Genomic DNA, 24,108 nt, shown 5'->3' on the forward strand with positions numbered 1-24,108 from the left:
CATGGCACGCTGGGGTATCTTTCCCCCGCCCGATTCGCTAAGCAGTTTACGACGGCATCCGTTGCGTGAGTATCTACTTTCTTGACAGAGGTCCACTGAGTCCGCTTGCTCTGCGTTATCTGGCAGAATAGCTGAAATAGCGGCTCCCCAGTCCGCAAGACAGGCCTGAAGTTGAAGTGAGCACTGCGCTGTGACAAAATAAAGGAAAGCACAGCAAAATATACACGGGAGAAGGAGTATACTTTATGTACGAAATAGTCCTGATACGGCATGGAGAGAGTGAATACAACCGGCAGAATCTGTTTACGGGCTGGAGTGATCCCGATCTGACGGAGAAGGGCGTTGAGGAGGCGAAGAAAGCGGGCAGACTGCTGAAGGAGAACGGATACACCTTCGATCTTGCGTTCGCTTCGGTGCTGAAGCGTTCGATCAAGACGCTGAACTATGTGTTGGATGAGATGGACCTGCTGTGGATTCCGGTGCAGAAATCCTGGAAGCTCAATGAGCGCCATTACGGTGCACTGCAGGGCCTGAGCAAAAGTGAAACGGCCCTTAAATACGGTGAGGAGCAGCTCCATATCTGGCGGCGCAGCCTCTCGGTCCGCCCTCCGATGCTGGAGCCGGATGATCCGCGTTATGCCAGACATGATATCCGCTACAAGGAAGTGCGTCCGGGTGACATCCCGCGCGGCGAGAGCCTGGAGGATACCGTACACCGGGTCGGTGATTTCTGGACCAACCGGATTGTGCCGCTGATCCGTAAGAAGGAGCGGGTTCTGATCTCGGCGCACGGCAACACGCTGCGGGCCCTGATCAAGTATATGGAGGATATCGACGAGACCGCGCTGCTGGATCTCAATATCCCGACCGGCGTTCCGCTGGTCTACAAGCTCGATGACGATGTGAAGCCAATCAGCCGCTTCTACCTCGGCGAACCGGAAGAAGTGCAGCAGAAAGCGCGTGAGGTGGCGAATCAGAGTAAGGTTACGGAGTAACCGGAGCGGCGCTGCGTCCAGCTTAGCATAGATGATGATAAAGGGAGTATTCCAGCCGGTGGATGGGTTGGGATACTCCTTTTTTTGGTATCATGGAATTGGGATCAACTATGCCTACAAGTAAGCTGCATAACTACCCTTCACTATAACAAGGGGGAAATTGCGTACTAATGAATACAAACTATGCAATGCAACGATACGGGGGGAGAAAAATGAGAGTATATAGTTTAAGATCCAATGAAGATTCCAGCGATTTAATGCTGGACAAGTCTGTGAGTGCAGAGCATCCTATAGAGTTGAAATTTAAAGTATATGTTCCACCCATACTCCTTGCCTACGCATGGCATGAAGCTGACTTTATCCAAATGAAGCATACATAGGTATAAATGATCTGTCATCTCAAATCATTGGATGAAATCTATCATAATGTAAGCTATAAACCTAAAAAGGAATGCTAAATAACCATGAAATATCTGCATATTAAAAGGACTTCAGGCTGTTTCTGCCTGAAGTCCTTTTTGAAAATAAAGAAATTATATGTTTCACACGATAACTTATCCTTCTATTCGTTGCCACTTGATAGATTGTGTTACACCGGCCGCCGCATCTCTCCCAGCAGCTCGCCCATCTTCACCTTCGTGTCCGGGGTAAGCCCGGCGCGCGGGGTGAAGGTGCCGCTCTCCATCAGCAGGACTACCGTGGAACCGAATTCGAAATAAGCCAGGTCGTCGCCGCGCTGCCATTCTTTGGCCGCCTCATCGGTGTAGCGGATACTGCTCACATTCATTGCGCCTACCTTGACCACGGCGGTCTCGCCATAGCTGCCGGCTATATAAGTAATCAGCCGTTCGTTACGGCTCAGGACACTCTTCATATGGCGCATGCCGAAATCATTCACGGGGTAAGCCCGTCCGCGGATATAATCGCTCTCCCGGAGCTGTCCGGTTAACGGGGAGTGAATCCGGTGATAATCGGTAGGGCTTAAGTAGAGGACGAAATAATAGCCTTTCTTGTACAGTTCGAGGTGTGGCGAGTGATTAAGCAAATCCTCCAGCGTATAATCCTGCCCCTTCACATTCATTATCGTGCCGCAGTTGATTTCGCCCATTGCCGTAATCATAGCGTCCACGGGACTGGCTACGGCATGCTCACCGCTGGCCACCGGGCGCATTCCCGGCTTCAGGCGGCGGCTGAAGAATTCATTCAGTGTACGGTATTCTCCGGCAGCCTTCTCCGCCTCGGCGGCAGGAATCTGATAGGAACGAATAAATACCGGAATCATAAGGCGGCTGAGTCTGCTGTGGGATAAAGCCCCCATCAACCTGGAAAGCCATCTGTGCGAGGATAGCTCGGTCATCAGCCGCAGCAATTGTTTAACCATGCCCATCTCCCTTCCATCATGCAGCAGTGTTATCCTGTGCCAAGGGACTCCACCCGCTCTGCATTATATTGACATAGAATAGGAGACAAATCAATAAGAGTTCGTTCTTAGTGCTTCTTCGTACAGATATCTGGCATAGCCCATAGGCTGACGGTAGCTGTCTTTCCATACCCCGCGCAGTCCGGCCTTCTGGAAGCCGTAACGTTGGTCGCGTCCGTTGCATTCAATGAAATACAGATGTCCGTGCTTCGTGACACCGATGTCCAGACCGATATCGGCCAGCCCCGGCAGGCTCTTCTCCAGCTCACGGGCGATGGCGAGACTGAGTGAGAGGACGGACATACGGATTCTGGCTGCCTCTTCTCCAGGGAATGCCTGCTCCAGGGCAAAAGAGGACTTCAGGGCTTCGCCCCCTCTGGCAATGTTCGATACAAAGCCGCCGGGCGCTGCCAGCTTGGCGAACAGGCCTGTGACCTGCCACGCTCCGCCCCAGCCCCGCTGTACCGTGACACGCAGGTCAAAGGGGCGTCCGTTAATCTCGGCCAGCGGAATCCGTTCCTGGACCAGATAGGGCACGGAAGAGAGCCGTGCGCGAAGGGCCCGGGGAATGGCGTCAGGGTTAATGACTCTGCTAACCTTGCGTCTTGAGCCGGAGATAGAGTAGCTCCAGAGCCAGCGCCCTTCGCCGCTGCGGGTGAGCCGCATCACGCCGATACCCACGCTGCCCCGGCAAGGCTTGAGGATCAGATCCGGGTAGCGGCTCATCATCTCTCTCAGGCCGGCAAGTCCGTTTGCTGTGACTGGCAGAACAGCTTGCAGTTCCCGATTCTGCTCCAGCAGGCCGTGAATCTGATCTTTTCCGTAGCGGTTGCAGCTGTTATAGACCTGAATCCCCTGCCGGAGCAGGCGCTCGACGCCGGTGCTGCGGGGATCATAGATTGCCCGGTTGTGGATGACCTCCGGCGTAGGGACGATCTGTCTGCGGTAGCCTTGCGGACCTTTCTTCATATAGACACTGCTGAAGCCGGACGCCACGTCGATGTCGGACAGCTTCACAAAGCAAGGGGTTAATCCGTATGCGGCGGCGGCCTCTTCGTAGTTGGCCAGAGATTCCTGTCCGGTTTTTAACCGGGGAACGCCCCCGTGCATAGCGGCATTTAGCAGTATCCCAACGAGCTTTTGCCCCATGTTCGTTCCTCCTGTTATCTTGAAGTACTTCCCGGCTGTTTTTATGTCTCCTGTCATTGTATGTATGTACGTGCCCGTAAGGGTTGGACGGATGCGCGGCGGCAGATGCCCTTTTTTGAAAGGAGAAGAATGGATTATCGGCAGGGGGAAGGGTGTCATCCGCCCATGCTGCTGCATATGATGCCTAGAAGATACAATAGATGGAAGGAGGAGACTGCTTGTGAAGAGTCCCAAACGAAAACAGCAGCGCAGTTCTAAAAGACCGCTCTATTACGTGGATAATCCCGATACGACTGAACTTAGCATGTTAGACAGCAGTCCCAAAACACAAAAAAACCAGGAATTGGAATGGGTGGAAGCGGCTGAGGGAGAAGACCTTGCCCTGCAGGTGAGCGGGGTGGAGATGCTGGAAGTGATCGCGCCGCCCCGGCAGACTGTAACTGCTCTGGAGGGAACTCAGGGAACCGTGACGGAAGAGGTGCGCGGGCAGGAAGACCGTGCACCTCTGCTTGAAGCTCAGGTAACGGCCCCACCGGAAAAAGAACGCCTGCAGCCCGTATACACCGATGATCTGTCCGATGGCGCCGTCACCGGTGCCAAGATTGCTCCACGGACCATTGACGGGTCCAGGCTAAAGCATGGCATCATCGGCACACCCTGGCTGCAGGACTATGCAGTGCAGAACATAAACCTTGCGGACCGGGCGGTTACCTCCTCGAAGATAGCGCCGGAGTCCGTTACCGGTGAGCATCTGGCGGAGAGCAGTGTCAGCGGGGGCAAACTGCTGGATCACTCCATCGGCGGCGAGAAGCTGAAGGATGGCAGCATCGGTCCGGAGAAGCTGGCAGACCGGATGATCAGCGGAGGACATATTGCCGATGGCGTCATCAGCAGCCGGCATCTCAGTGAGTTCATTATCACAGCGGAGCTGCTGGACGATGGGGCAGTCAACGGTGAGAAGATTCTCAGCAGCAGCATTGACAGCCGCCATCTCAGCAACGGCAGTATTGACCGCTCTAAGCTGGCTGACGAAGCAGTGTCCGCCGACAAAATCGCCGATGGCGAGATCAGCGGTATCAAGCTGGGTGATGCGGTGATCGAGAGCCGGCATGTGGGGGAAGGCGTCATTACCGCCAAGCATCTGGCACCCGGTGCCATTGGACGGGAACAGCTGGCGGCGCGCCTGATCGGCAAGGAGCAGCTTCAGCCCGGTATTATTGAGAGCGGGCATCTCGCAGATGGGGCTGCCGGGTCCCGGCAGATCGCGGCGAAGGCTGTCCGCAGCCAGCACATTAACCCGGAGAGCATCCATGCGGACCATATCGCCGAAGGTGAAATTGGCAGCCGTCATCTGGCAGACCGCAGCATTTCTTTTGTGAAGCTGGCGGACGGTGCGGTAGGGACTACACAACTGATTGAGCAGGCGGTTACCTCTTCCAAAATTGCGGATCAGAGCATTCTGGCCCATAAGCTGGCTGACGAAGCCGTGATGACGCGCCATATTGCGAAATCCGCAGTCCGTAGTGCACAGATTGCTACGCAGGCTGTCACTTCGGCACATTTGCAGCGCGAGGCCGTGGATAATTCTCATCTGGCCGCAGAATCTGTAGGCTCTGCCCAGCTCCAGGAGCATTCCGTCCTGACCGGCCATCTGGCCAAAGGGGCAGTTACGGAAGAACAACTGGGGTATGAATCCGTTACAGGAGAACATATTAGCCCCCAGAGTATTACCGCAGCCAAGCTGGTGGATGGCAGCATCATTACCGCCAAGCTGGCTATGGGTGCGGTCGGAGGTACGATCCTTGCAAAAGAAGCGGTCAGCGGAGAGCATATTGCGGTCTGCGCCGTGGAGGAGAAGCATCTGGCGGACGGCAGTGTCAGCGGACGGGTGCTGCAGGAGGAGGCTGTCGATGCTGGTCATCTGGCATCCGGCGCTATCGAACGCCGGCATCTGGGAGACAGCAGTGTGACTTCATCCGCGCTGCAATCCGGTTCGGTAACGGCAGATAAGCTGTCCTCCGGTGCTGTCAAGGAGGCCCATCTCGCTGCGGCGATCGTGCAGCCGCATCATTTGGCCGACTATGCTGTCACATCTCTGAAGTTATCGCCGGAGAGTGTCTCAACGGATAAGCTCGGCGATCTGGCCGTTACTTCCGTCAAGCTGGCGGACGGAAGTGTAAGCGCGGAGAAGCTGGCAGCCTCAGCTGTGCAGAGTGAGCATCTGTCGGCCGGCGCAGTCGGCCCGGATACGCTGAAGGATACGTCTGTGCAAGGCAGACATTTGGCAGCGGGCAGCGTGGGCGGTGCACATATCCGGCCGATGTCGATCGGCAACGGACATCTTATTGCCAGCTCTGTCTCATCGATTCAGATTCAGGATGGTAGCATCAGCGGTACGAAGCTGGCCGAAGGATCGGTGGATTCCCTCCATCTCACTCCCGGCAGTGTAGGCGGAAGCCAGCTGGCTGAGGCCTCAGTGGAAGGGCGGCATCTCGCGGATGGCGGCATTAGCCTGGCGCATCTGGCGGAGGAAGTCCGCAGTGCGGAGCTCCTGCCCGACGGAAGCATTGGCGCAGAGAAGCTGGCAGCGGGTGCTGTAGAATCGGTTCACTTGGCTGAAGCGAGTGTTCAGGCCGTTCATTTGGCGCAGGCAGCGGTGGAAGCCCGGCATATCGGTGCCGGGGAAATTACGCTGGCCCATCTGGCCAAGGAGACGCGTTGCGCGGATCTTCTCCCGGATGGCAGCATCGCAGGCAGCAAGCTGGGGGCAGGAGTGGTAGGGGCCTTCCATTTGGCTGCGGGCAGTGTGTATGGCGGCCATCTGGCTGCGGATGCAGTCAGCAGCCGGCATATCCGCGCCGGCAGCATTCAGCTCAGTCATCTGGCTCCCGATACGCGGGGCGCGGACCTGCTGCCGGATGGCAGTATAGGTGGAAGCAAGCTGGCAGAAGGCGCAGTGGATTCGCAGCATCTTCAGCCGCAGAGCGTGGACGCAGAGCATCTTGCAGGCGGTGTGATCCAGGATCGTCATTTGGGCACAGGAATTATCCGGCTGGCGCATCTGGCAGAGGAAACGAGAAGCGCAGAGATATTGCCGGATGGCAGCATAGATGGAAGCAAGCTGGCAGAAGGCGCAGTGGATTCGCAGCATCTCCAGCCGCAGAGCGTGGACGCAGAGCATCTTGCAGGCGGTGTGATCCAGGATCGTCATTTGGGCTCAGGAATTATCCGGCTGGCGCATCTGGCAGAGGAAACGAGAAGTGCCGAGCTGCTGCCTGATGGCAGTATAGGTGGAAGTAAGCTGGCAGAAGGCGCAGTGGATTCGCAGCATCTCCAGCCGCAGAGCGTGGAAGCAGAACATCTTGCGGGCGGAGTAATTCAGGAGCGTCATTTGGGGTCGGGGATTATCCGGCTGGCGCATCTGGCGGAGGAAGTGAGAAGTGCGGAGCTGTTGCCGGATGGCAGTATAGGCGGAAGCAAGCTGGCCGAAGGCGCAGTGGGTTCGCAGCATCTTCAACCGCAGAGCGTGGACGCAGAGCATCTTGCAGGTGGAGTAATTCAGGAGCGTCATTTGGGCACAGGGATTATCCGGCTGGCGCATCTGGCAGAGGAAACTAGAAGTGCCGAGCTGCTGCCGGATGGCAGTATTAGAGGAAGCAAGCTGGCAGCGGGTTCTGTGGGCTCTATCCATCTGGCTTCTGGCAGCATCTATGGAGGTCACCTGGCGCCTGAAGCCGTGGATAGCTGTCATATCCGTCCCGGCAGCATCAGCCTGGAGCATCTGGCTCAGGATGCCCGGACCTCCGAGCTTTTGCAGGATGGCAGTATTACAGGGGAAAAGATTGCTCCTCACAGCATTGGAACCAGCCATTTGGCGGAAGGGGCAGTGGGAAGCTCCGAGCTTCAGGATGAAGCGGTGGATGGTTCCAAAATTACTTCCTTTGCCATCCAGTCCCGGCATCTGGAAGAAGACAGCGTGCAGAGCTACCACATTGTTCAGAATGCGATAAGCGGGGATCATCTGGCGCCTGATTCTGTGGATAGCTGCCATCTCCGTGCGGGCAGCATCCAGCGTGAGCATCTGGCCGAGGGCACGCTGACCTCCGAGCTGCTGGGAGAAGGCAGCATAGACGGCAGCAAGCTGGCGGCAGGAGCGGTGGGGCCTAATCATCTGGCTCCAGGCAGCGTCTACGGAGGCCATCTGTCTCACGGAATCGTTGACGGGCGCCATATCCGCAGCGGCAGTATCGGCCTGGAGCATCTGGCCGGGGATGCGCTGACCTCCGAGCTGCTCCCGGATCATAGTGTGAACGGAGAGAAGCTTGCACTTCACAGCGTCGGCACAGAACATTTGGCTGAAGGTGCAGTAGGAAGCACTGAGCTGCAGGACGAGGCGGTGAAGGCTTCCAAAATCGCTTCCTTTGCCGTTCAGTCCCGGCATCTGGAAGAAGACAGCATCCAGAGCCATCATATTGCTCAGCATGCAGTGAACGGAGATCATCTGGCTCCCGGTTCTGTGGATAGCAGCCATCTCCGTGCGGGCAGCATCCAGCGTGAGCATCTGGCCGAGAATACGCTGACCTCCGAGCTGCTGGGTGAGGGCAGCATAGACGGCAGCAAGCTGGCGGCAGGAGCGGTGGGGCCTAATCATCTGGCTCCGGGCAGCGTTTACGGAGGCCATCTGACTCCCGGAATCATTGACGGACGCCATATCCGCAGCGGCAGCATCGGCCTGGAGCATCTGGCCGGGGATGCGCTGACCTCCGAGCTAATCCCGGACCATAGTTTGAACGGAGAGAAGCTTGCGTATAACAGCGTCGGCACCGGGCATCTGGCTGAAGGTGCGGTAGGCTGCACTGAGCTGCAGGATGAGGCAGTGAAGGCTTCCAAAATCGCTTCCTTTGCCGTTCAGTCCCGGCATCTGGAAGAAGACAGCATCCAGAGCCATCATATTGCTCAGCATGCAGTGAACGGAGATCATCTGGCTCCCGGATCAGTCAATGCGGAGCATCTGTCCTTCCATCCGGTACAGAGTGTCGGAAACCGCGATGTCTTGCAGCAGTTCGGGATGACGGCGTTTATGTTCAATGGTGAAGCGGAGAGTGTAGAGGTGACCGTTTCTTTTGACGAGAGCTTCGGTCATACCGGCTATGTGCTGGTTGCCATGGCTAATCAGCCGTACTTCCATGCCTCGCTGAAGAACAGAACGGGCGGAGGAGCGACGATTGAGGTGGTACGGCTGCGCGAGACCCAGCATTTCTATGGCGTGCTGTCGTGGATTGCGCTCGGCACTCCGCTGGTCAAACCTGCTGTGGAGCATCGTGCTTTTGATTGATTCAGGGCAGGATAGGATAGTACATGGGGCGCAGCCGTGGGTTGCGCCTTTTGTGCATGATTACGCCAGAATTTATAGGCATCACGCTATACATTATCCTTCTATTGCTTGCTGCTGAGATAGCTGGTTTGTCTGTGGTTACTCTGAATGGACATGCCCCGGCCTGCTTTAATATATTCCATTTGCTGATGAACGGTCGTGGTGGTGCTCCTGTAAACGCTCCCTTGCCGGCCTATTGCCGGGTGGAGACGCATAGCGGCATTTGTCCAATTATCTGCACTCAGGGAGACACTTGCCGTTACCGGGGGTGGCGGGATACATAGACTATGGTGTAACCCTCAGCCCGGGAGCAGCCCTGTGAAGGAAGGTGGATGAGCATGAAAAGAAAAGGAACATCTGCCCGCCGCACGGGGCGGCGGGCAACCCGGACAGCACGGCGGCCGGTGGCACGGACGGTACGGCCTGCTATACCGCCGCCTGCGGTGAATCATCCGCAGCCTGAGGTGTCGGTTATTATTCCGGCCATGAATGAGGCGGCGACGATTGCCGCGGTGATCGCCGGAGCCAGAGGCATTCATCCCCGCTGTGAGGTTATTGTGATTGTTAACGGTTCTGCGGATCAGACCGCAGATATTGCGCGCTCCTGCGGAGCGAACGTAATTGAGTATGAACAGCCGCTCGGACATGATGTCGGGCGAAGCGTAGGTGCTGCGGCGGCGAAGGGGGCGGTTCTGTTGTTCACGGACGGGGATCTGGTGATCCCCGCCTCGCAGCTGCGCCCCTTCGTGACGGCGGTCAACGGCGGAGCGGATCTGGCCCTGAATGATTATTCCGGCCCGGTCCGCAGCAGATTTCCGCATCCGGTGGTGTTATCCAAGCATGTGCTGAATCTTCTGCTCGGAAGGTCTGAGCTCAAGGGCTGCTCCTTGACCGCCGTCCCTCATGCGATTAGCCGCAGGGCGCTGGATGTCCTGGGCAGCGGTCTGCTGTCCAGGCCGCCGCTCGCACATGCACAGGCGGTGCTGGAGGGTCTGGTTGTGACGGCGGTGCATAACGTGCCTGTGGGCAGGATGAATGCGGTCCGCCGGAAGCACAGCGGCAGTGATCTTCTGCAGGAGGCTATCCTTAGAGACCACCTGGATGCCGTAGCCCTGGTGCTGGAACGCAAGGGCGGCCGGGCAGGCTTCGGGGATGGCACCCGGCGAAGGGAGATGGTGAGATGATGGAAGCGCGGGAAGTATCCGTCAGCGGCAGGTCTTCAGCGGGGCGTACTGCGCCCGGAAGAAGTGGCTCTAAAGGCCGCGCCGCCGGACGCGGCACCGCAATGCGCAGAGGCGCGGCCAAGCAGCGGTCCGCGAAGCGCCGCAGCAAGTCTGCATCAGCGGGCCTGGGCCTCTCCCGGTCCAAGCGGAAGTCCGCTTCCGGGCGGCCGGCCCTGTCCCTGCCGGCATCGCAGGGCTCGCTGTCGGTCATTATCTCGGCCAGGAATGAGGAGCGTACGTTGCCGAAGCTGCTGGACCAGGTGGAGCGCCTGAAGCCGCAGGAGATTATTGTGGTGCTGAACGGCTGCAGTGACCGCAGCTTTCAGCGGACCCGGCTATGCGCTCAGGCGAGCATAGTATACATTCCGGAATCTGCCGGACATGATGTGGGACGTTCGCTTGGCGCGAAGCTCAGCCGGGGAGACATTCTGCTGTTTCTGGATGGAGATATGGTGATCTCCGCCGGGCAGCTGTCCTCTTTTGTGGCTGCGGTGGACCGGGGGGTGGATGTGGCGCTCAATGACCTTGATCCGCTTCTGCCTCCCTTCGGGCTAAGTGATGCGGTTACCCGCTGCAAGCTGTACCTGAATCAGGTTCTGGGCCGCCCTGATCTTGGAGCAAGCTCTATGACGGCTGTTCCGCATGCCTTATCCCGCCGGGCGCTGGAGCAGATTGGCTACCGCGAGCTGATGGTGCCGCCTCGAGCGCTGGCGCTCTCCATTATGGGCCGCCTGCGGGTGGAGAAGGCCGGAGGGGTGAATGTGATCAAGCAGAACCGGCTGCGCCAGGGGAACACGGGGATGGGCAATGCCATGGAGCAGCTGATTGCCGGTGATCACGCGGAAGCCCTGGTCTGTGTAATTGCGGAGCAGCGGAGCAACGGGCAGCTGTCGGCCGAGAACCTGCTGGAGCACCGCCGGCAGATTGCCGCCTGGAGGAATGCGCTATGACACTGACGAGCATTATTATTCCTACGTATAACAGGCTCGGGCTGCTGCGCTCCTGCGTCGAATCGATCAGGGCGCATACCCGGTCTGCCTTTGAGATTATTGTAGTGGACAATGCCTCGGATGATGGTACCGAAGCCTACTGCCGCGCCAGCAAGCTGACGTTCATTTCTCTCCCGGAGAACCGCGGTTTTCCGCTGGCCTGCAATATCGGGCTACAGCTGGCTGCGGGGGAGGAGCTGCTGCTGCTGAACAATGATGTCATTGTGTCGCCAGGCTGGCTGGATAATCTGAAGAGCGCCTTATACAGTGCCCCCGATATAGGAATTGTCGGTCCGGTGACGAATTACGCCAGCGGACGGCAGCAGGTGCAGACTGGCTATACCGATATTGCAGGCTTCCATGCCGAGGCGCTACGGGCCAATATTCCCGATGCGGCGAAGTGGCTGGAGACCCGAAGGCTTGTAGGGCTGTGCTTTTTATTCAAAAGACAGCTTATGGACGCGATCGGCCTGCTCGATGAACGTTTCTCGCCGGGTCATTATGAGGATGACGATTACTGCTACCGCGCCCGGCTGCAGGGATACCGGCTGCTGATTGCCGGAGATTGCCTGGTTCATCATGAAGGCAGCGCCAGCTTCAAGGAGGTCTATTCCGCCTCATTGCAGGAGCTGGTGGAGCGCAACCGCAGGATTTTTATGGAGAAATGGCAAGTGGATCCGTCGCAGTTCATCTGAGGCCGCTGGCCGAAGGCTAAAGACGTAGAGAAAGAGGAGGAACGTAAGTGAAAGGAGTCATACTGGCAGGCGGAACAGGAACAAGGCTATACCCGCTCACCCGGCTGATGAACAAACATTTGCTTCCGGTCGGCAAGTACCCTATGGTGTGCTACGGGATTGAGCGGTTGCGCCAAGGGGGGATCACCGATATTCTCCTGGTCATCAGCAAACAGTCCGCAGGACAGTACACTGACTTTTTGGGCAGCGGCGCGGAATTTGGCGTCTCCCTGACTTACAAAATCCAGGAGGCGGCAGGCGGCATCGCGGAAGCGCTGGAGCTGGCGGAAGGATTCATCCTGCCGGGGGAACGGTTTGTCGTGCTCCTGGGGGATAATCTGTTCATGGATAGTCTGGAGCCTTACGTGAAAAGTTATCTGCAGCAGCCGGCGGGGACCGCGAAGGTGCTTCTGAAGCCTGTTGAGGATGCGCGCAGATACGGGGTTCCGGTGTTTGACAGCGCCGATGCCTCCCTGATTGCTTACATTGAAGAGAAGCCGGAGCAGCCAAAGACGAAATTTTGTGTTACAGGCATATATATGTACGATGAAGCAGTATTCGATATCATCCGCCGGATTTCGCCTTCCAGAAGGGGCGAGCTGGAGATCACCGATGTGAACAACATCTATGCCGCAGAGCGCAAGCTGAGCTATGATGTGCTTAAGGGCTGGTGGAGCGACGCGGGAACCTTCCAGTCTCTGCGCGAAGCCGGAGATAAGCTGAGAGATACGCTGCCCTGAGGGGCGGCTTTTTTTTGGAAATATAAGAATTTAGATGTTGCACACGATAAATTATCCTTCTATTTCTCGCTGAAACGGTACCGTCCTTTAAAAGGACGGCAAAGCCGTTTCCGCTTGGTAGGTGAGGGTGATTAGTTTAGGGAGAGGGAGGAGGAATTAGTTGGTCTACATAGGAAGAGGATGGGGATTGAAGGAAACTAGAGTGTTCAAAGGTAACTAAAGGGATAAATCCCATTGGATTCGCCGGAAGTGGGCTGGAAGCTGGAATGAGAGGGATAAATCCTTCTGAGTTCGGCGAAAGTCGGCGTTGGGCGGAAATGAGGAGCACAAATGCCCCTGAACCGGGAGAAAGTTGGCGTTGAGCGGAAATGAGGAGCATTAGTGCACCTGAATTCGCTGAAAGTTGACGGTAAGCAGAAATGAGGAGCATTAGTGCACCTGAATTCGCCGAAAGTTGACGGTAAGCAGAAATGAGGAGCATTAGTGCACCTGAACTCGCTGAAAGTCGGCAGTAAGAGAGAATGAGCACAAGTGCACCTGAATTCGCTGAAAGTTGGCGTTAAGCGAAAATGAGGAGCACAAGTGCCCCTGAATCCCGCCGCAAGCGGGCGCGGGGGTCGAAAGTCGGCCGAACTCCCCTGGCGGGCAGTGCAGCCCCCAGCTTGATAGCCACCAACTCATCGCCATCAACCACTGGCTGGCCGGGCGATTCGCCACCAGAACAAATCCTCAGTCTCCCGGTACAGCTCTGCACCCAGGTGCTGCAGGACACGGTGGGAGGCGAAATTGTCCTTCTCGGTATCTGCGATGACCCAGCGTGCGCCGGGATGGCTGAAGATCCAGGCGCTGATCTGCCGCAGCGCTTCTGTGGCATAGCCTTGGCCCCGGTATCTCTCGTCTATGACATAACCAACGATGACTTCACCTTGTTCGTTCGGGCGGCCTTTAAGAATCAGGAAGCCGATGAGCTGCCGCTGCTCCCGGTGGATGATGGCCCACATGGTCAGCCAGCAGTAGTTTTGTTCATCCTGCAGCACCTTAGCATACCTCACCCGCATAGCATAACGCATCTCTTCGTCATCCATCAGAGTGGCAGCCGGGGTAACTCTCAAGCCCAGCGCAAGCTCCAGCTCCGCATAGTCCTCCAAGGCTAACGCCAGCTCGGCAGCATTCAGGGGCCGCAGCATCAGGCGGTTATCCGTATGTGTCATAAATCTGCTCCTCCATTTTCAATTAATTCATGATTTGCTGAAGCATTTACTTTGTGGTTGAAGGGTTTTTAAATACTTCATGCAGTGTCATTCGCTAAGACATATTACTAGTTGAGAAAGTGTAAATAAGAATTAAAAATATGGTAATAATGATTTTTTTTTCAATAAAATAGAAGATGAATGACACAACAAGGAAAACTATGTTATGTTATTTAGAAGTGAAATCAGAATTTGTAAGAAATACACTTGATATATAGGAGGCCCCTTTTGCAATCCCAATCTAACATCAATTTTAACAGGCGAATTTTTTGGCTTTTAATTAAGCAAATGAGGCCTAAGCAATGGACAAAGAATTTGCTTATTTTTGCCGCGCCATTGTTTTCTTTTGAAGTAGTAACTACTTCCGCTCTTTTTTACACATTTGCAGGTTTCTTGCTCCTATGTTTTATTTCAGGTTGCGTATATATCGTTAATGACTACATCGATATTGAGTCTGACCAGAATCATCCTGTAAAACGGAACCGTCCCATGGCTTCGGGAGAACTGAATTCCAGTATTGCCTTAGTCTTTGGGGCCCTTATTGTGATGGTGTCTTTATCACTAGCCTATTTATTAAATCCTTTGTTTTCTCTTTTACTAGTTTTCTATTTTTGTTTAAATGTTGCTTATTCCATACGTCTTAAAAATGTTGTTATCATTGATATCATGATTATTGCTGCGGGTTTTGTACTACGGGCAATTGCTGGCGGACTTGTGATCCATGTACCCTTTACTCCCTGGTTTTTATTGTGTACTATGCTTCTATCTCTTTTCCTCGCGATTGGAAAAAGAAGACATGAGCTTTTTTTGCTTGGAAATGAAAAGGGTACACATCGTAAAGTGTTAGAGAAGTATTCTTTTGAACTATTAGATCAATTAAGCAGTATAGTGACAACCGCTACAATAATCAGCTACTCTCTGTTTACATTTACCTCTGGACGAACTATACAATTAATGTGGACAATCCCATTGGTTATTTATGGTATATTCAGATATTTATATTTGATACATATAGAAAATAAGGGTGGGGCCCCGGATAAAGTATTGTTTGAGGATAAGCACATCCTTTTTACAGTTGTCATTTATGTAATCAGTGTAGTTTTAATTTTATATTGTTTTGAATAAAGAAGTTAAAGGGGATCTATATGCATCAAAAGCTCGCCTTATTTGACATTGATAAGACTATTATTGATAAAGACTCTATGGTTTCATTCTTGTTTTACGGATTTAGAAAAAAACCTACCTCTTTTCATTTGCTCATTCTTGCCGGGTTATATTCTGTCCTTTACCGGTTGAATTTAGTATCTGCTGAATTTGCTAAAAGTGCTTTTTTTGGATTCATGAAATATATGGACGACAGAGATCTTAAACACTTTTATAATACAAAGCTCAAACCGCATATTTATACGCAAGCCTTAAAGGAGCTTTCCTTTAGAAAACAAGAGGGCTGCCATATACTTCTGGTTACAGCGTCCCCAATCGCGTATATGAAATATTTTGAAGAGATACATGAAGTGGATGGTGTTATCGGAACAGAGCTCTTGTTTGAAAAGGGGCATTACACAGGTACTATCAATGGGAAGAACTGCAAGGGTGAAGAAAAGGTATCCCGTATAAAGTCATATTTAAAAGAAAAGAAGATTACAGCGGATTACAATAATTCATGTGCTTATTCCGACTCCTTATCCGACATGCCAATGCTAAATCTGGTGAAACAAAAATATATGATTAACTCTAATCATGCGGCAGGTTGCGAGGTATTAACATGGAACAACTGACAACGGTAAATAAACGGTTTAGCGGTAAGTGGCTTATGATTATTTCAGCCTTTTTGACAGCAACAGGACAATTGTTTTGGAAATGGGGCCATAGCAATATCATTTACATGGCAATTGGTTTTGTATGTTACGGAATTGGGGCGATTTTTATGATAAAATCGTTGAAATTTTTGAAGCTGTCTGTGGCTTATCCCCTTATGTGTACGAGTTACATTGTCGCGCTGATTTATGGAGGAGTATTTCTTGGAGAACCAGTTACGATGAAGAAATTGGTAGCCGTTATTCTTCTGGTGATAGGAGTGAGCTTAACCTCCTATGAAAAATGAACTATTCTTATATTTTCTTCTTATAGTAATGACTATATTGGGTTCTCTAGGCAGTGTATTCTTCAAAAGTTTTACTGTGAAAAAACAATATTCTCTCCTGTTTTTTGGATTGTCATTATATGGTGGCGGCGCTCTGCTCAATATTTATTTGCTGAAAAAACTGCCTTATACCCTGATCGTCCCTGCCAATGCTCTGACTTTTTTTTGGACGATTTTATTGGCAAAAATCTTCTTCAAGGAAACAATTGGTCTTCTGAAAATATCTGGTTTGATTTTCATTCTTTTGGGTCTACTTTTGCTTGTGAGGTGAAATCTAACAAATTAAAGGATTGGAGATTATTATGTCATTTTATGCTTATTATTTCAGAGATAAAAAAGATAACTATGCAGCAGCTACATTATGGCTCGTTTTTTTCGCGGGTTATCTGATTATTAACTTTCCTTACGTTCAATACATCAAAGAAAATGCTGATATCCTATCAAGGTTCAATCCATTTTACGGCGCCCCCTTTTCTTTAAACCTGTTTAACTTTGATCCCTCAATGGAATATGGCAGCTTTACTTCATCTATGATTCATCCATTATATAATTTCCTTACGGCTCCGCTTACCTATGTATCAGTCCATTCTGTTGGTAATTTGTTTTTGCTTTTGTTGCAGTCTGCTGTTAATGCATTGGCAACAGCCATTCTTTTTTACATTATGCGCAGAAGTGGATCATCTCAGAGAGCTTCAGTTATTTTCTCTATTTTTTTCGGGGTCAGTTCTTATATGATATTTTCTTCATTAATTCCAGACTCTTATCCCTACGCACAATTGATTTTAATATTGTCTACTGCCTCCTTGTATAAATGTCGTGACTTATCTTCATTCCCAGTTATTCCTGTAGCAATATTGGTCTTGCTGAATTTTGGGATTACCTCCACGAATTTAATTACATTTACGGGCGCCTTATTTCTAAGTATATTTAATACCAGCTATAAGAAGGAGACGTTGAAGCGTTTTGTGATGATCATGACTGTTTCATTGCTTATGCTCGTACTCTTCACAGGTATACAATATGCTATGTTTTCTGAAAGGACATGGCTATCGGATTTGGGAGGAGGCATATCCAATGGTGCCTTTAGTTATGTATCACCTTTTTCGATCTCCCACCATTCTGGATTATTTCATCTGCTGACGATAAATCCAGTCCTTACGCCGGAAATTGCATTGATAGATCCTAAAATTGTTGCCTTTGCCTCGAACCTAAGTAATCCTCACCCACTTTATGTGCAATTGGCAGGCTTTGGGCTAACTGCTCTGGCTATACTGGGGGTTATCCGAGGTATCCGTAATCGAGAAGTTTGGTCTTTAATGGTATATCCCCTTTTTGCATTTTTCCTGCATGTAGTCGTTGGCTTTGGTCTTACAGCATACAATTATGACTTGTATATGTACGCTGGACATTATCTATTTGCAATCTTCCTTCTAGCCAGCGTTTTTATCAGAAAAGTAATGAATGTTAAGCTACAGAAAGTACTTTTTTCCTTTATGCTCCTTTTACTTATTACGACAATGGCTAACAATATAGTTAAGCATTATTCAACGTTAGATTACATTAAATCATCATATATCGAGCTTGAGAATCAATCGGACTAAAGGATTAAAAAAGCGAACTTCATAAAATAAAAAAAGCCGCGAATCTCTTATATGGAGAATCGTGGCTTTTTTAGAGTGCGCAAGGTATGGGCGATAACTTGGCGGTGAAAGTCCGCTACAGGCTTGGCAGTAGGAACTGTTAGCTGAAGGCAAGGGTGTCCACCGCGAGGTGGAATCTGAAGGAAGCACGAGGCAAACCCTCGGTCTGACGAACATACATGCTAGGACGGACAAGCTTGCTCAACAAAGCGAAGTCCAATACTGCCCGAATCCCTCTTCTGGGGGCCTGCAGAAAGTGCCTGGAGGACGAACGGAGACTTGATTAATAAGTAGAAAAGCAAGGTTGTCAGTGTAGCGGCCCGGAATAACTTCAAATTTCTTGAATTTGCCTTGGGAAGGGATAGAGGTGGCGTGTAAGTTCGCGTCTACGAGAATCCCTCACATCTGAAAATAATTGAAAGCCAAGAACAAAGGTGCAAAATCTGCGCAAGTTGGGGATACCGGAGTGGCATGCATACCCAAGGGGCAACCCCCGTCTGGGGTGACATATCGCTGGAAGCTCGGTGCTATCTCGTTCCATAACAAACGAAAAGCTCGCACAGGCAGGATGCTAAGACTTTCCTGCGCAGTACGAGCGTCTACGTCAATTGCTTATGCGGTTTAACCGCCGTATACCGAATGGTACGTACGGTGTACTCGATTGATAAACGATATTAATTGTAAATGTTGAATGCAACCTTGCAGGTTACAGAGGAATTATTTTTTACTTGAACTTATAAGTATGTGGAGCGTTGTCATTTGTGAATTGATAGCACTCGCTTGGGTATAATTGCTTCCAAATAGTTTGAATATCTATGTTTTCAAAATCAAATTGTGCTATTTGGTATTGCGGCACCGTCAAGGCGGATGCCGCATATGCTGTAGCAGGGCGTTTGAGCAAAGGAGACATGAAGGTGCAGAGTAAAATTACAAAAGTCCTGCAGCACATGGCCCATACGCACGAACAAATGGCACGGATTCTCGACGCCGAACGCCACGTAGCCGTCCGTATGTCGCAAATAGTTCACGATCTGCCGGATGCGGACCCTGATTTCGGCGGATTCAGTGGGCTGGTGGAAAGCTCAGGTCAAGTCAACAAAAACATCATTGCTTACCTCAATGCACTTGCCGATCTTGAAGAGGCGATGGCTGAGGGAGTGGGCAGGGTCATCAAGGAATTAAACGGTCAGGAAGAAGAGTAAGGGTAACGTGTAACCTGAGCAAGGAGGCGGAGGATGAGCAGAGAAAAGGCATATCTGCAAATGCTGGAGTCGACCGCTGCCATCCAGTGGAACATTGCGATGATTCTTGAGGCCAAAGCGGTGGAAGCGGAAAAAGTGAAGCAGTGGACCCATCATCATATCCACGCCAGAGCGTTCGACTCCCACGAAGACCAGCTGAAGGAATCCATCTCTATTCACGAGGTAATCGTGGAAATGGTAGAGGGGCTGACGAAGCTGGAGAACGGACTGTACAGCAACCTGAAGGCGGTGCTGGGCAGCGGGGAAGACGAGGGCGGCGATTTTGGCGGGGATGGTGGCGAGGGCTTCAGCTTCGGGGACGACAGCAAATGAGCGGCGGGCTGCTTTCCGAACATGCCGTCAAGCTGGAGATGATCCGCTCGATCGCCCGCAGCCAGGCAGCGCTCGCAGCCATCCTCGAGAGTATTGCTGAAGTGACGGGGCAATCGGAGCAGACAGCCCGCAAGCTGAGCGACAATATCAGGATTCTTAGCGGGTACCAGAGTTCAATGTGCCGGATGATATCCGGTATTTCGCTGCATGAGCCCAAAGAAGGAGTGCCTGCAGCCCCCTGGCTGAGCAAGGTCTGCTCAGAGGGGACGTCCAGGAGTAGATGAAGTACAGGAGGCGTAGAAGATGAAGAGAAAGAGACAGGGCAAGCTTGGTTCCACGGGCAAAGGCAAGAGACGCAGACCGCTGCTGTCACGGAAGACACGGATACGCAAAGGTCCCGGACGCAAATCGCGCAAGGGTCTGCTCGGCAAGCCGGGGAAGAAATCCCTGCAGCTGCGCAGAAAAAGAAGACTCCGCAGACGGCTGCTCCGCAGATCCCGTATTGTAAAGCCGCCGGTGCAGGTCATACCGGCTATAGAGCCCCCTCCCCAGCCGCAGGTGATTCCGCTCCCCCCGGATCTGGGCGTCCCGCCGGAACTCCCGCCGGGAGACGCCTATCAGCAGGGCTACACCGAAGCATACAACGTGGGGTTCGACGCAGGTTTCGCCAAGGGCTTCGAGGACGGGCATAAGCTGGAGCTCGGCTGACAGAGCTGCAGGCACAGCAGCGGAGCAGGACTGCGGCTATTATAGGGGCTGGCGCATAACGCGCCGCCCCTATAGCATATGGGGAACTTTGGGATAAGGCGGGCTATCGGAATTTCCGGCCGGATATGGTAGACTTCTTAACAGAATCTTTACCGGGTTCACTATTCAGGCGGGAAAGCGGGGAACACACATGATGGGGAATGAGATACGAAGAGCACGGAGTGAGGAGATCCAGGAGATCATGAATCTGATTGCCAAATGTGTACAAGTTATGCAGGCAGGCGGAAGCGATCAGTGGGATGAGAGGTACCCTAACCGTGAAGTCATTAGTGAAGATATCGGCAAGGGAACCTTATTTGTCTGCCTGGAGCATGAGGCGATTGCCGGAATTCTTGTGCTGGATGAGAACCAGGCGGAGCAATATGCAGGCATTGAATGGGAACAGCAGCAGGGGCCGCATCTGATCATGCACCGGCTTGCGGTACATCCCGAGATTCAGGGCAAAGGGATTGCCCGGCGGCTGATCGCCTTTGCCGAGGAATTCGCCCGCAGCAGCGGATACAGAAGCATCCGGCTCGATACATATGCGAAGAATGACAGGGTACTTAAGCTGTATCCTTCGCTCGGGTATTTGCAGAGAGGCGAGATCCGTTTTCCGGGCCGTACCGCTGCTTTTCCGGTGTTTGAGAAGGTGCTGACAGATAATATGGAGAGATAATCTCCGATTGAGTGAGTTAACATCACATTAATGGCTGATTTTTAGTGTGAAAAGGTTTATTCATGCTCTAATCTGACTTAATCGGATAATTGTGTTAACTTTAATAACTCTTATTGACAGGAAAGTTGTCTTTCAATTATGATGGGATTATTCATAAGCAATTGAATAGTCCTTTTCGTATATCCTTAATAATTGGTTTAAGGGTCTCTACCGGGAACCGTAAATTTCTGGCTACGAAAATATGCTGAGGCATATTTTTGTGGCCTTTTTGTGTTACAGGTCAGCCTGACATCAACAAGACTAGGGGGGAGAAGACAATGGCGAACATCTTGATCAAGCATGCGGAGATTATTACCATGAATAAGCAGGAGGACATTATATACGGAGATATCCGCATCAAGGGCGATTTGATTGTGGAGATTGGTACCAGCCTTGAAGTGAAGGGGGATGAGCTTGTCATAGATGCCAAGAACCGGACGGTCATCCCCGGCTTCATCCAGACGCATATTCATCTGTGCCAGACGCTGTTTCGCGGCAAAGGGGATGATCTGGAGCTGATGGACTGGCTGCGCAAGCGGATCTGGCCGCTGGAGGCGGCGCATGACGAGGAATCGCTGTACTATTCTGCCATGCTCGGCATTGGGGAATTAATCACCAGCGGTACAACGACCATCGTGGATATGGAGACGGTACATCATACGGATTATGCTTTCCAGGCGATTGCGAAGAGCGGTATCCGCGCCTTGTCAGGGAAGGTCATGATGGACCGGAAGAACCCCGATGCACCGGCGGCCCTGCAGGAGGAGACGGCGGCTTCGCTGCAGGAGAGTGTGGATCTGCTGGAGAAATGGAACGGATACGCGAACGGCCGGATTCAGTATGCTTTTTCCCCGCGGTTTGTCATTTCCTGTACGGAGCCGCTGCTGCGGGAGGTGCAGAGCCTCTCGGCCCGTTACGGGGTGAAGGTGCATACCCATGCTTCCGAGAATTTGGGAGAGATTGAGCTTGTGCAGGCGATGACCGGTATGCGCAATATCGTCTATCTGGATCACCTGGGGCTGGCTAACGAACGTCTGATTCTGGCCCACTGTGTCTGGCTGGATGAGCAGGAGAAGCGGATTCTGCGGGACCGCGGGGTTCATGTCAGCCACTGCCCGGGCTCGAACCTCAAGCTGGCCTCCGGCATCGCCGATACGCCGGGCATGCTTCATGACCATATTCACCTCAGCTTGGGTGCAGACGGCGCGCCATGCAACAATAACCTGGATATGTTCAACGAGATGCGTCTGGCGGCAGTCATCCAGAAGCCCGCGCATGGCCCGACTACGATGGATGCCCGAAGCGTCTTTCGGATGGCGACCATTGGAGGTGCGAAGGCGGTAGGCATGGAGGATCAGATCGGCAGCATCGAGGTCGGCAAGAAGGCGGATCTGGCCATCCTTAATCTCTATAATTTTCATACCTTCCCCTCTTATGATGTGGACCCGATCTCGCGGATTGTCTACTCGGCCACCCGTGCCGATGTGGAGACAACGATTGTGGATGGTGAGATCCTCATGCACACAGGGCGGCTGAAGACCATCGACAAGGAAGTAGTGCTTCATGAAGCGAACCTTTCCATTAAAAGATTGCTGTTGAACACCCCGCTGGGGTAACGGGTGGCATTTTCACCCAGCTATAAGTCCATGTGAACAATGGGCAATGTTATAATTCAAGCTATATACTACGCAGGGGACTCTGGTCCTCTGTTTTTTTTCTACGGTTGATTATCTCTCTAACTATCCTGAAATCGGGTAATAACAGGTAAGATCTAACTTGGAGGAATCATCATGAAACCACAAAAGAGAGGCTTACCTAAAAATCGAATTGTTCCCGAACGAAAAATGTATTTTCGCCCGGAAGTCACCCATTGCCCAGATTGTGGAACCAAACTCAAGCGGCATCACAACGCTTCGAATAAAATTGTAGCGACGCTCGAAGGCATTATTGAAGTCTGGAATATGGCTTACCATTGCCCAGATCCGGTCTGTGGTAAGCCCAAACGGTATTTCCGTTCGGTTCAGGCAGATGCCTTGTGTCTCAAACACACTTCGTATGCCTACGACGTATCGGTTTTAGAGCCACTTTTTAAATTCTTTGCCGCCAAAATCCGCCCGCTAAACCCTTCGCGAACCACATACAGTGTTTCATTTCCTTTCTCTGGTTGGACACCGTCCATGGAGAGAAGAAGGCCATTATATTCCTTAACCACGTCCTCTAATTGTTCTTTAACGTCAGCGGTTAGAGAGGCGCGAAGCAAGGTCAGATACCATTCGTAAAGACGCATAGCGTGACGCTCTGAGGTGGGGATGCCTCGCTCCTTTAGGGCTTCTGAGATTTCGGTCACGGTCATATGCTGCTTAAACCGCATCTCGCCGACAAGAGCCAGCTCATGGCTCTTTTGAGACCTGTCAAAGACCTTGGATTTCCGGTCATTGGTCTGGTCAGCGATGGTCAACAATCCATTCGACTCGCGATGGGAGAAACCTGGCCGAATACGCCGTACCAATACTGCCAATACCACTATCTAAAAGATATTGCCAAGCCTGTTGTTGACCTGGACCGCAAACTCAAAACAGGACTCAAAAAAAGCTTGCGAGGTCTGAGGGAAATTGAAAAACAGGTTGAAGATGACGATTCAATTGAAAGCGAAGTGACACGGGATTACTTAGCCGCGACTCGCTCCCTTCTGCTTGAGGACGGTAATCCCCCACTGGATTTGCCAGGGATTCAGATTTACGAGAAAGCCAGTGCCGTGAAGGCTTCACTCGAAAAGAGTGTAGCTAAAAAAGGGGGGGCCGTCCTCCTGAAAAAGGTGCTGCTGCTGTTTCGCAAACTACCCGAATTCACTTCGAAGTACCAAGCGGTGAAACGTTGGCAGATTCCGATTCAGGAGACTGCACGGTTACTTTCTCCTGCAAAGATAAGTGCTGACCAGCGCAGTGAGACGGTACGCTTTGAAATGGAGTGCCTGCTGTCCTGGATGCAAAAGAGCTATACCCAGAAGGAAGATTCCTTGCTTGTCTCTAACTTCCAAAGCTATACCCGAGGCTTTTGGAAAGGGCTTTTCACCTGCTATGATGCGCCTTGGGTTCCTCGCACGAACAATGACCATGAACGTTTCTTTCGACAAACGAAAACAAAACACCGGCGAACGACGGGACGCCGCAGTTGGAACGAACATATTCTTCGCTTCGGTGAGTTTGTGGTGTTCGTTGATGATGCTTTAAACCAGCAGAATTTGGTTTCACGGCTGCAACAAGTTTCGTATGAGGCTTTTAACCAAGAACGTCGTCGCTGGACAAAACGACTAGACGAAACTACGAAACGCAGACGTTTTCGTCGAGACCCATTGGCCTACCTTAAACAGATTGAAAACAAACTTTGTTAGTGAATTAGTCAGCTGTAGTTT

Annotated in this window: 22 protein-coding genes and 1 riboswitch; of the genes, 18 read left to right on the forward strand and 4 right to left on the reverse strand. The window is 52.1% G+C overall.

Annotated features, from left to right (window positions below; genetic code table 11):
* Positions 1 to 245 precede the first annotated feature (245 nt).
* On the forward strand, positions 246 to 995 hold the full coding sequence (gene gpmA / locus ACFSX3_RS31030) for a 2,3-diphosphoglycerate-dependent phosphoglycerate mutase (protein WP_209994797.1): 750 nt from the start codon (positions 246 to 248) through the stop codon (positions 993 to 995).
* A 589-nt stretch (positions 996 to 1,584) separates the two neighbouring features.
* Here the strand turns inward: gpmA and asd are convergent.
* Both asd and ACFSX3_RS31040 read right to left on the reverse strand, forming a co-directional pair.
* On the reverse strand, positions 1,585 to 2,376 hold the full coding sequence (gene asd, locus ACFSX3_RS31035; protein WP_209994796.1) for an archaetidylserine decarboxylase: 792 nt from the start codon (positions 2,374 to 2,376) through the stop codon (positions 1,585 to 1,587).
* Positions 2,377 to 2,466: 90 nt separating this feature from the next.
* Positions 2,467 to 3,564: a YheC/YheD family endospore coat-associated protein gene (locus ACFSX3_RS31040; protein WP_209994795.1), complete on the reverse strand. Its 1,098-nt coding sequence runs from the start codon at positions 3,562 to 3,564 to the stop codon at positions 2,467 to 2,469.
* A 220-nt stretch (positions 3,565 to 3,784) separates the two neighbouring features.
* Between ACFSX3_RS31040 and ACFSX3_RS31045 the strand changes: the two genes are divergently transcribed.
* The 5 genes from ACFSX3_RS31045 (at position 3,785) to ACFSX3_RS31065 (ending at position 12,624) form a co-directional block, all read left to right on the forward strand.
* Positions 3,785 to 8,899, forward strand: a complete 5,115-nt coding sequence (locus ACFSX3_RS31045) for a WIAG-tail domain (RefSeq protein WP_209994794.1) — start codon at positions 3,785 to 3,787, stop codon at positions 8,897 to 8,899.
* Positions 8,900 to 9,276: 377 nt separating this feature from the next.
* A complete protein-coding gene (locus ACFSX3_RS31050) occupies positions 9,277 to 10,122 on the forward strand; it encodes a glycosyltransferase family 2 protein (protein ID WP_379255220.1) in 846 nt (281 codons plus the stop codon).
* Positions 10,119 to 11,111 carry a glycosyltransferase family 2 protein gene (locus tag ACFSX3_RS31055; protein WP_379255221.1) on the forward strand — a complete coding sequence of 331 codons (993 nt, stop codon included), beginning with the start codon at positions 10,119 to 10,121 and terminating at the stop codon, positions 11,109 to 11,111. Before ACFSX3_RS31050 ends, ACFSX3_RS31055 begins: the two co-directional genes overlap by 4 nt.
* Positions 11,108 to 11,845: a glycosyltransferase family 2 protein gene (locus tag ACFSX3_RS31060; protein WP_209994792.1), complete on the forward strand. Its 738-nt coding sequence runs from the start codon at positions 11,108 to 11,110 to the stop codon at positions 11,843 to 11,845. Before ACFSX3_RS31055 ends, ACFSX3_RS31060 begins: the two co-directional genes overlap by 4 nt.
* 47 nt (positions 11,846 to 11,892) lie before the next feature.
* Positions 11,893 to 12,624, forward strand: coding sequence for a sugar phosphate nucleotidyltransferase (locus tag ACFSX3_RS31065; RefSeq protein ID WP_209994791.1), 732 nt, complete (start codon positions 11,893 to 11,895; stop codon positions 12,622 to 12,624).
* A gap of 686 nt (positions 12,625 to 13,310) precedes the next feature.
* Here ACFSX3_RS31065 and ACFSX3_RS31070 read toward each other — a convergent pair.
* Positions 13,311 to 13,835 carry a GNAT family N-acetyltransferase gene (locus ACFSX3_RS31070; protein ID WP_209994790.1) on the reverse strand — a complete coding sequence of 175 codons (525 nt, stop codon included), beginning with the start codon at positions 13,833 to 13,835 and terminating at the stop codon, positions 13,311 to 13,313.
* Between the two features lie 267 nt (positions 13,836 to 14,102).
* Here ACFSX3_RS31070 and ACFSX3_RS31075 point away from each other — a divergent pair, with 267 nt between their 5' ends.
* The 11 genes from ACFSX3_RS31075 (at position 14,103) to ACFSX3_RS31125 (ending at position 22,312) form a co-directional block, all read left to right on the forward strand.
* Positions 14,103 to 14,999, forward strand: a complete 897-nt coding sequence (locus ACFSX3_RS31075) for a decaprenyl-phosphate phosphoribosyltransferase (protein ID WP_379255224.1) — start codon at positions 14,103 to 14,105, stop codon at positions 14,997 to 14,999.
* Between the two features lie 20 nt (positions 15,000 to 15,019).
* The gene (locus tag ACFSX3_RS31080) at positions 15,020 to 15,652 is read left to right on the forward strand and encodes an HAD-IB family hydrolase (RefSeq protein ID WP_209994789.1); all 633 of its coding nucleotides are present in this window, start codon (positions 15,020 to 15,022) and stop codon (positions 15,650 to 15,652) included.
* Positions 15,640 to 15,978 (forward strand): EamA family transporter, encoded by a 339-nt coding sequence (locus ACFSX3_RS31085; RefSeq protein WP_209994788.1) that lies wholly within the window; start codon positions 15,640 to 15,642, stop codon positions 15,976 to 15,978. Before ACFSX3_RS31080 ends, ACFSX3_RS31085 begins: the two co-directional genes overlap by 13 nt.
* A complete protein-coding gene (locus ACFSX3_RS31090) occupies positions 15,968 to 16,288 on the forward strand; it encodes an EamA family transporter (protein WP_209994787.1) in 321 nt (106 codons plus the stop codon). Before ACFSX3_RS31085 ends, ACFSX3_RS31090 begins: the two co-directional genes overlap by 11 nt.
* A 31-nt stretch (positions 16,289 to 16,319) precedes the next feature.
* A complete protein-coding gene (locus tag ACFSX3_RS31095) occupies positions 16,320 to 17,618 on the forward strand; it encodes a DUF6080 domain-containing protein (RefSeq protein ID WP_209994799.1) in 1,299 nt (432 codons plus the stop codon).
* Positions 17,619 to 18,565: 947 nt separating this feature from the next.
* Entirely contained in the window at positions 18,566 to 18,859 is a 294-nt protein-coding gene (locus tag ACFSX3_RS31100; protein ID WP_081751236.1) for a nucleoside-diphosphate sugar epimerase, read from the forward strand.
* A gap of 33 nt (positions 18,860 to 18,892) precedes the next feature.
* Positions 18,893 to 19,231, forward strand: coding sequence for a restriction endonuclease subunit S (locus tag ACFSX3_RS31105; protein ID WP_209994786.1), 339 nt, complete (start codon positions 18,893 to 18,895; stop codon positions 19,229 to 19,231).
* Positions 19,228 to 19,515: a hypothetical protein gene (locus ACFSX3_RS31110; protein WP_209994785.1), complete on the forward strand. Its 288-nt coding sequence runs from the start codon at positions 19,228 to 19,230 to the stop codon at positions 19,513 to 19,515. The genes ACFSX3_RS31105 and ACFSX3_RS31110 overlap by 4 nt, the downstream gene beginning before the upstream one ends.
* 19 nt (positions 19,516 to 19,534) lie before the next feature.
* Entirely contained in the window at positions 19,535 to 19,939 is a 405-nt protein-coding gene (locus ACFSX3_RS31115) for a hypothetical protein (RefSeq protein WP_209994784.1), read from the forward strand.
* Positions 19,940 to 20,129: 190 nt separating this feature from the next.
* Complete coding sequence (locus tag ACFSX3_RS31120) at positions 20,130 to 20,657, forward strand: GNAT family N-acetyltransferase (protein WP_379255234.1); 528 nt, start codon at positions 20,130 to 20,132, stop codon at positions 20,655 to 20,657.
* 155 nt (positions 20,658 to 20,812) lie between these two features.
* Positions 20,813 to 20,911, forward strand: a riboswitch (purine riboswitch).
* A gap of 63 nt (positions 20,912 to 20,974) precedes the next feature.
* On the forward strand, positions 20,975 to 22,312 hold the full coding sequence (locus ACFSX3_RS31125; protein ID WP_209994783.1) for a 5'-deoxyadenosine deaminase: 1,338 nt from the start codon (positions 20,975 to 20,977) through the stop codon (positions 22,310 to 22,312).
* A 443-nt stretch (positions 22,313 to 22,755) separates the two neighbouring features.
* Here the strand turns inward: ACFSX3_RS31125 and ACFSX3_RS31130 are convergent, their stop codons facing one another.
* Complete coding sequence (locus tag ACFSX3_RS31130) at positions 22,756 to 23,043, reverse strand: hypothetical protein (protein WP_379255236.1); 288 nt, start codon at positions 23,041 to 23,043, stop codon at positions 22,756 to 22,758.
* 45 nt (positions 23,044 to 23,088) lie between these two features.
* Here ACFSX3_RS31130 and ACFSX3_RS31135 point away from each other — a divergent pair, with 45 nt between their 5' ends.
* Positions 23,089 to 24,087 (forward strand): hypothetical protein, encoded by a 999-nt coding sequence (locus tag ACFSX3_RS31135; protein WP_379313716.1) that lies wholly within the window; start codon positions 23,089 to 23,091, stop codon positions 24,085 to 24,087.
* The last annotated feature ends 21 nt before the right edge of the window (positions 24,088 to 24,108 follow it).

This window comes from Paenibacillus rhizoplanae, assembly GCF_042684125.1.
GTDB lineage: Bacteria > Bacillota > Bacilli > Paenibacillales > Paenibacillaceae > Paenibacillus_AQ > Paenibacillus_AQ rhizoplanae.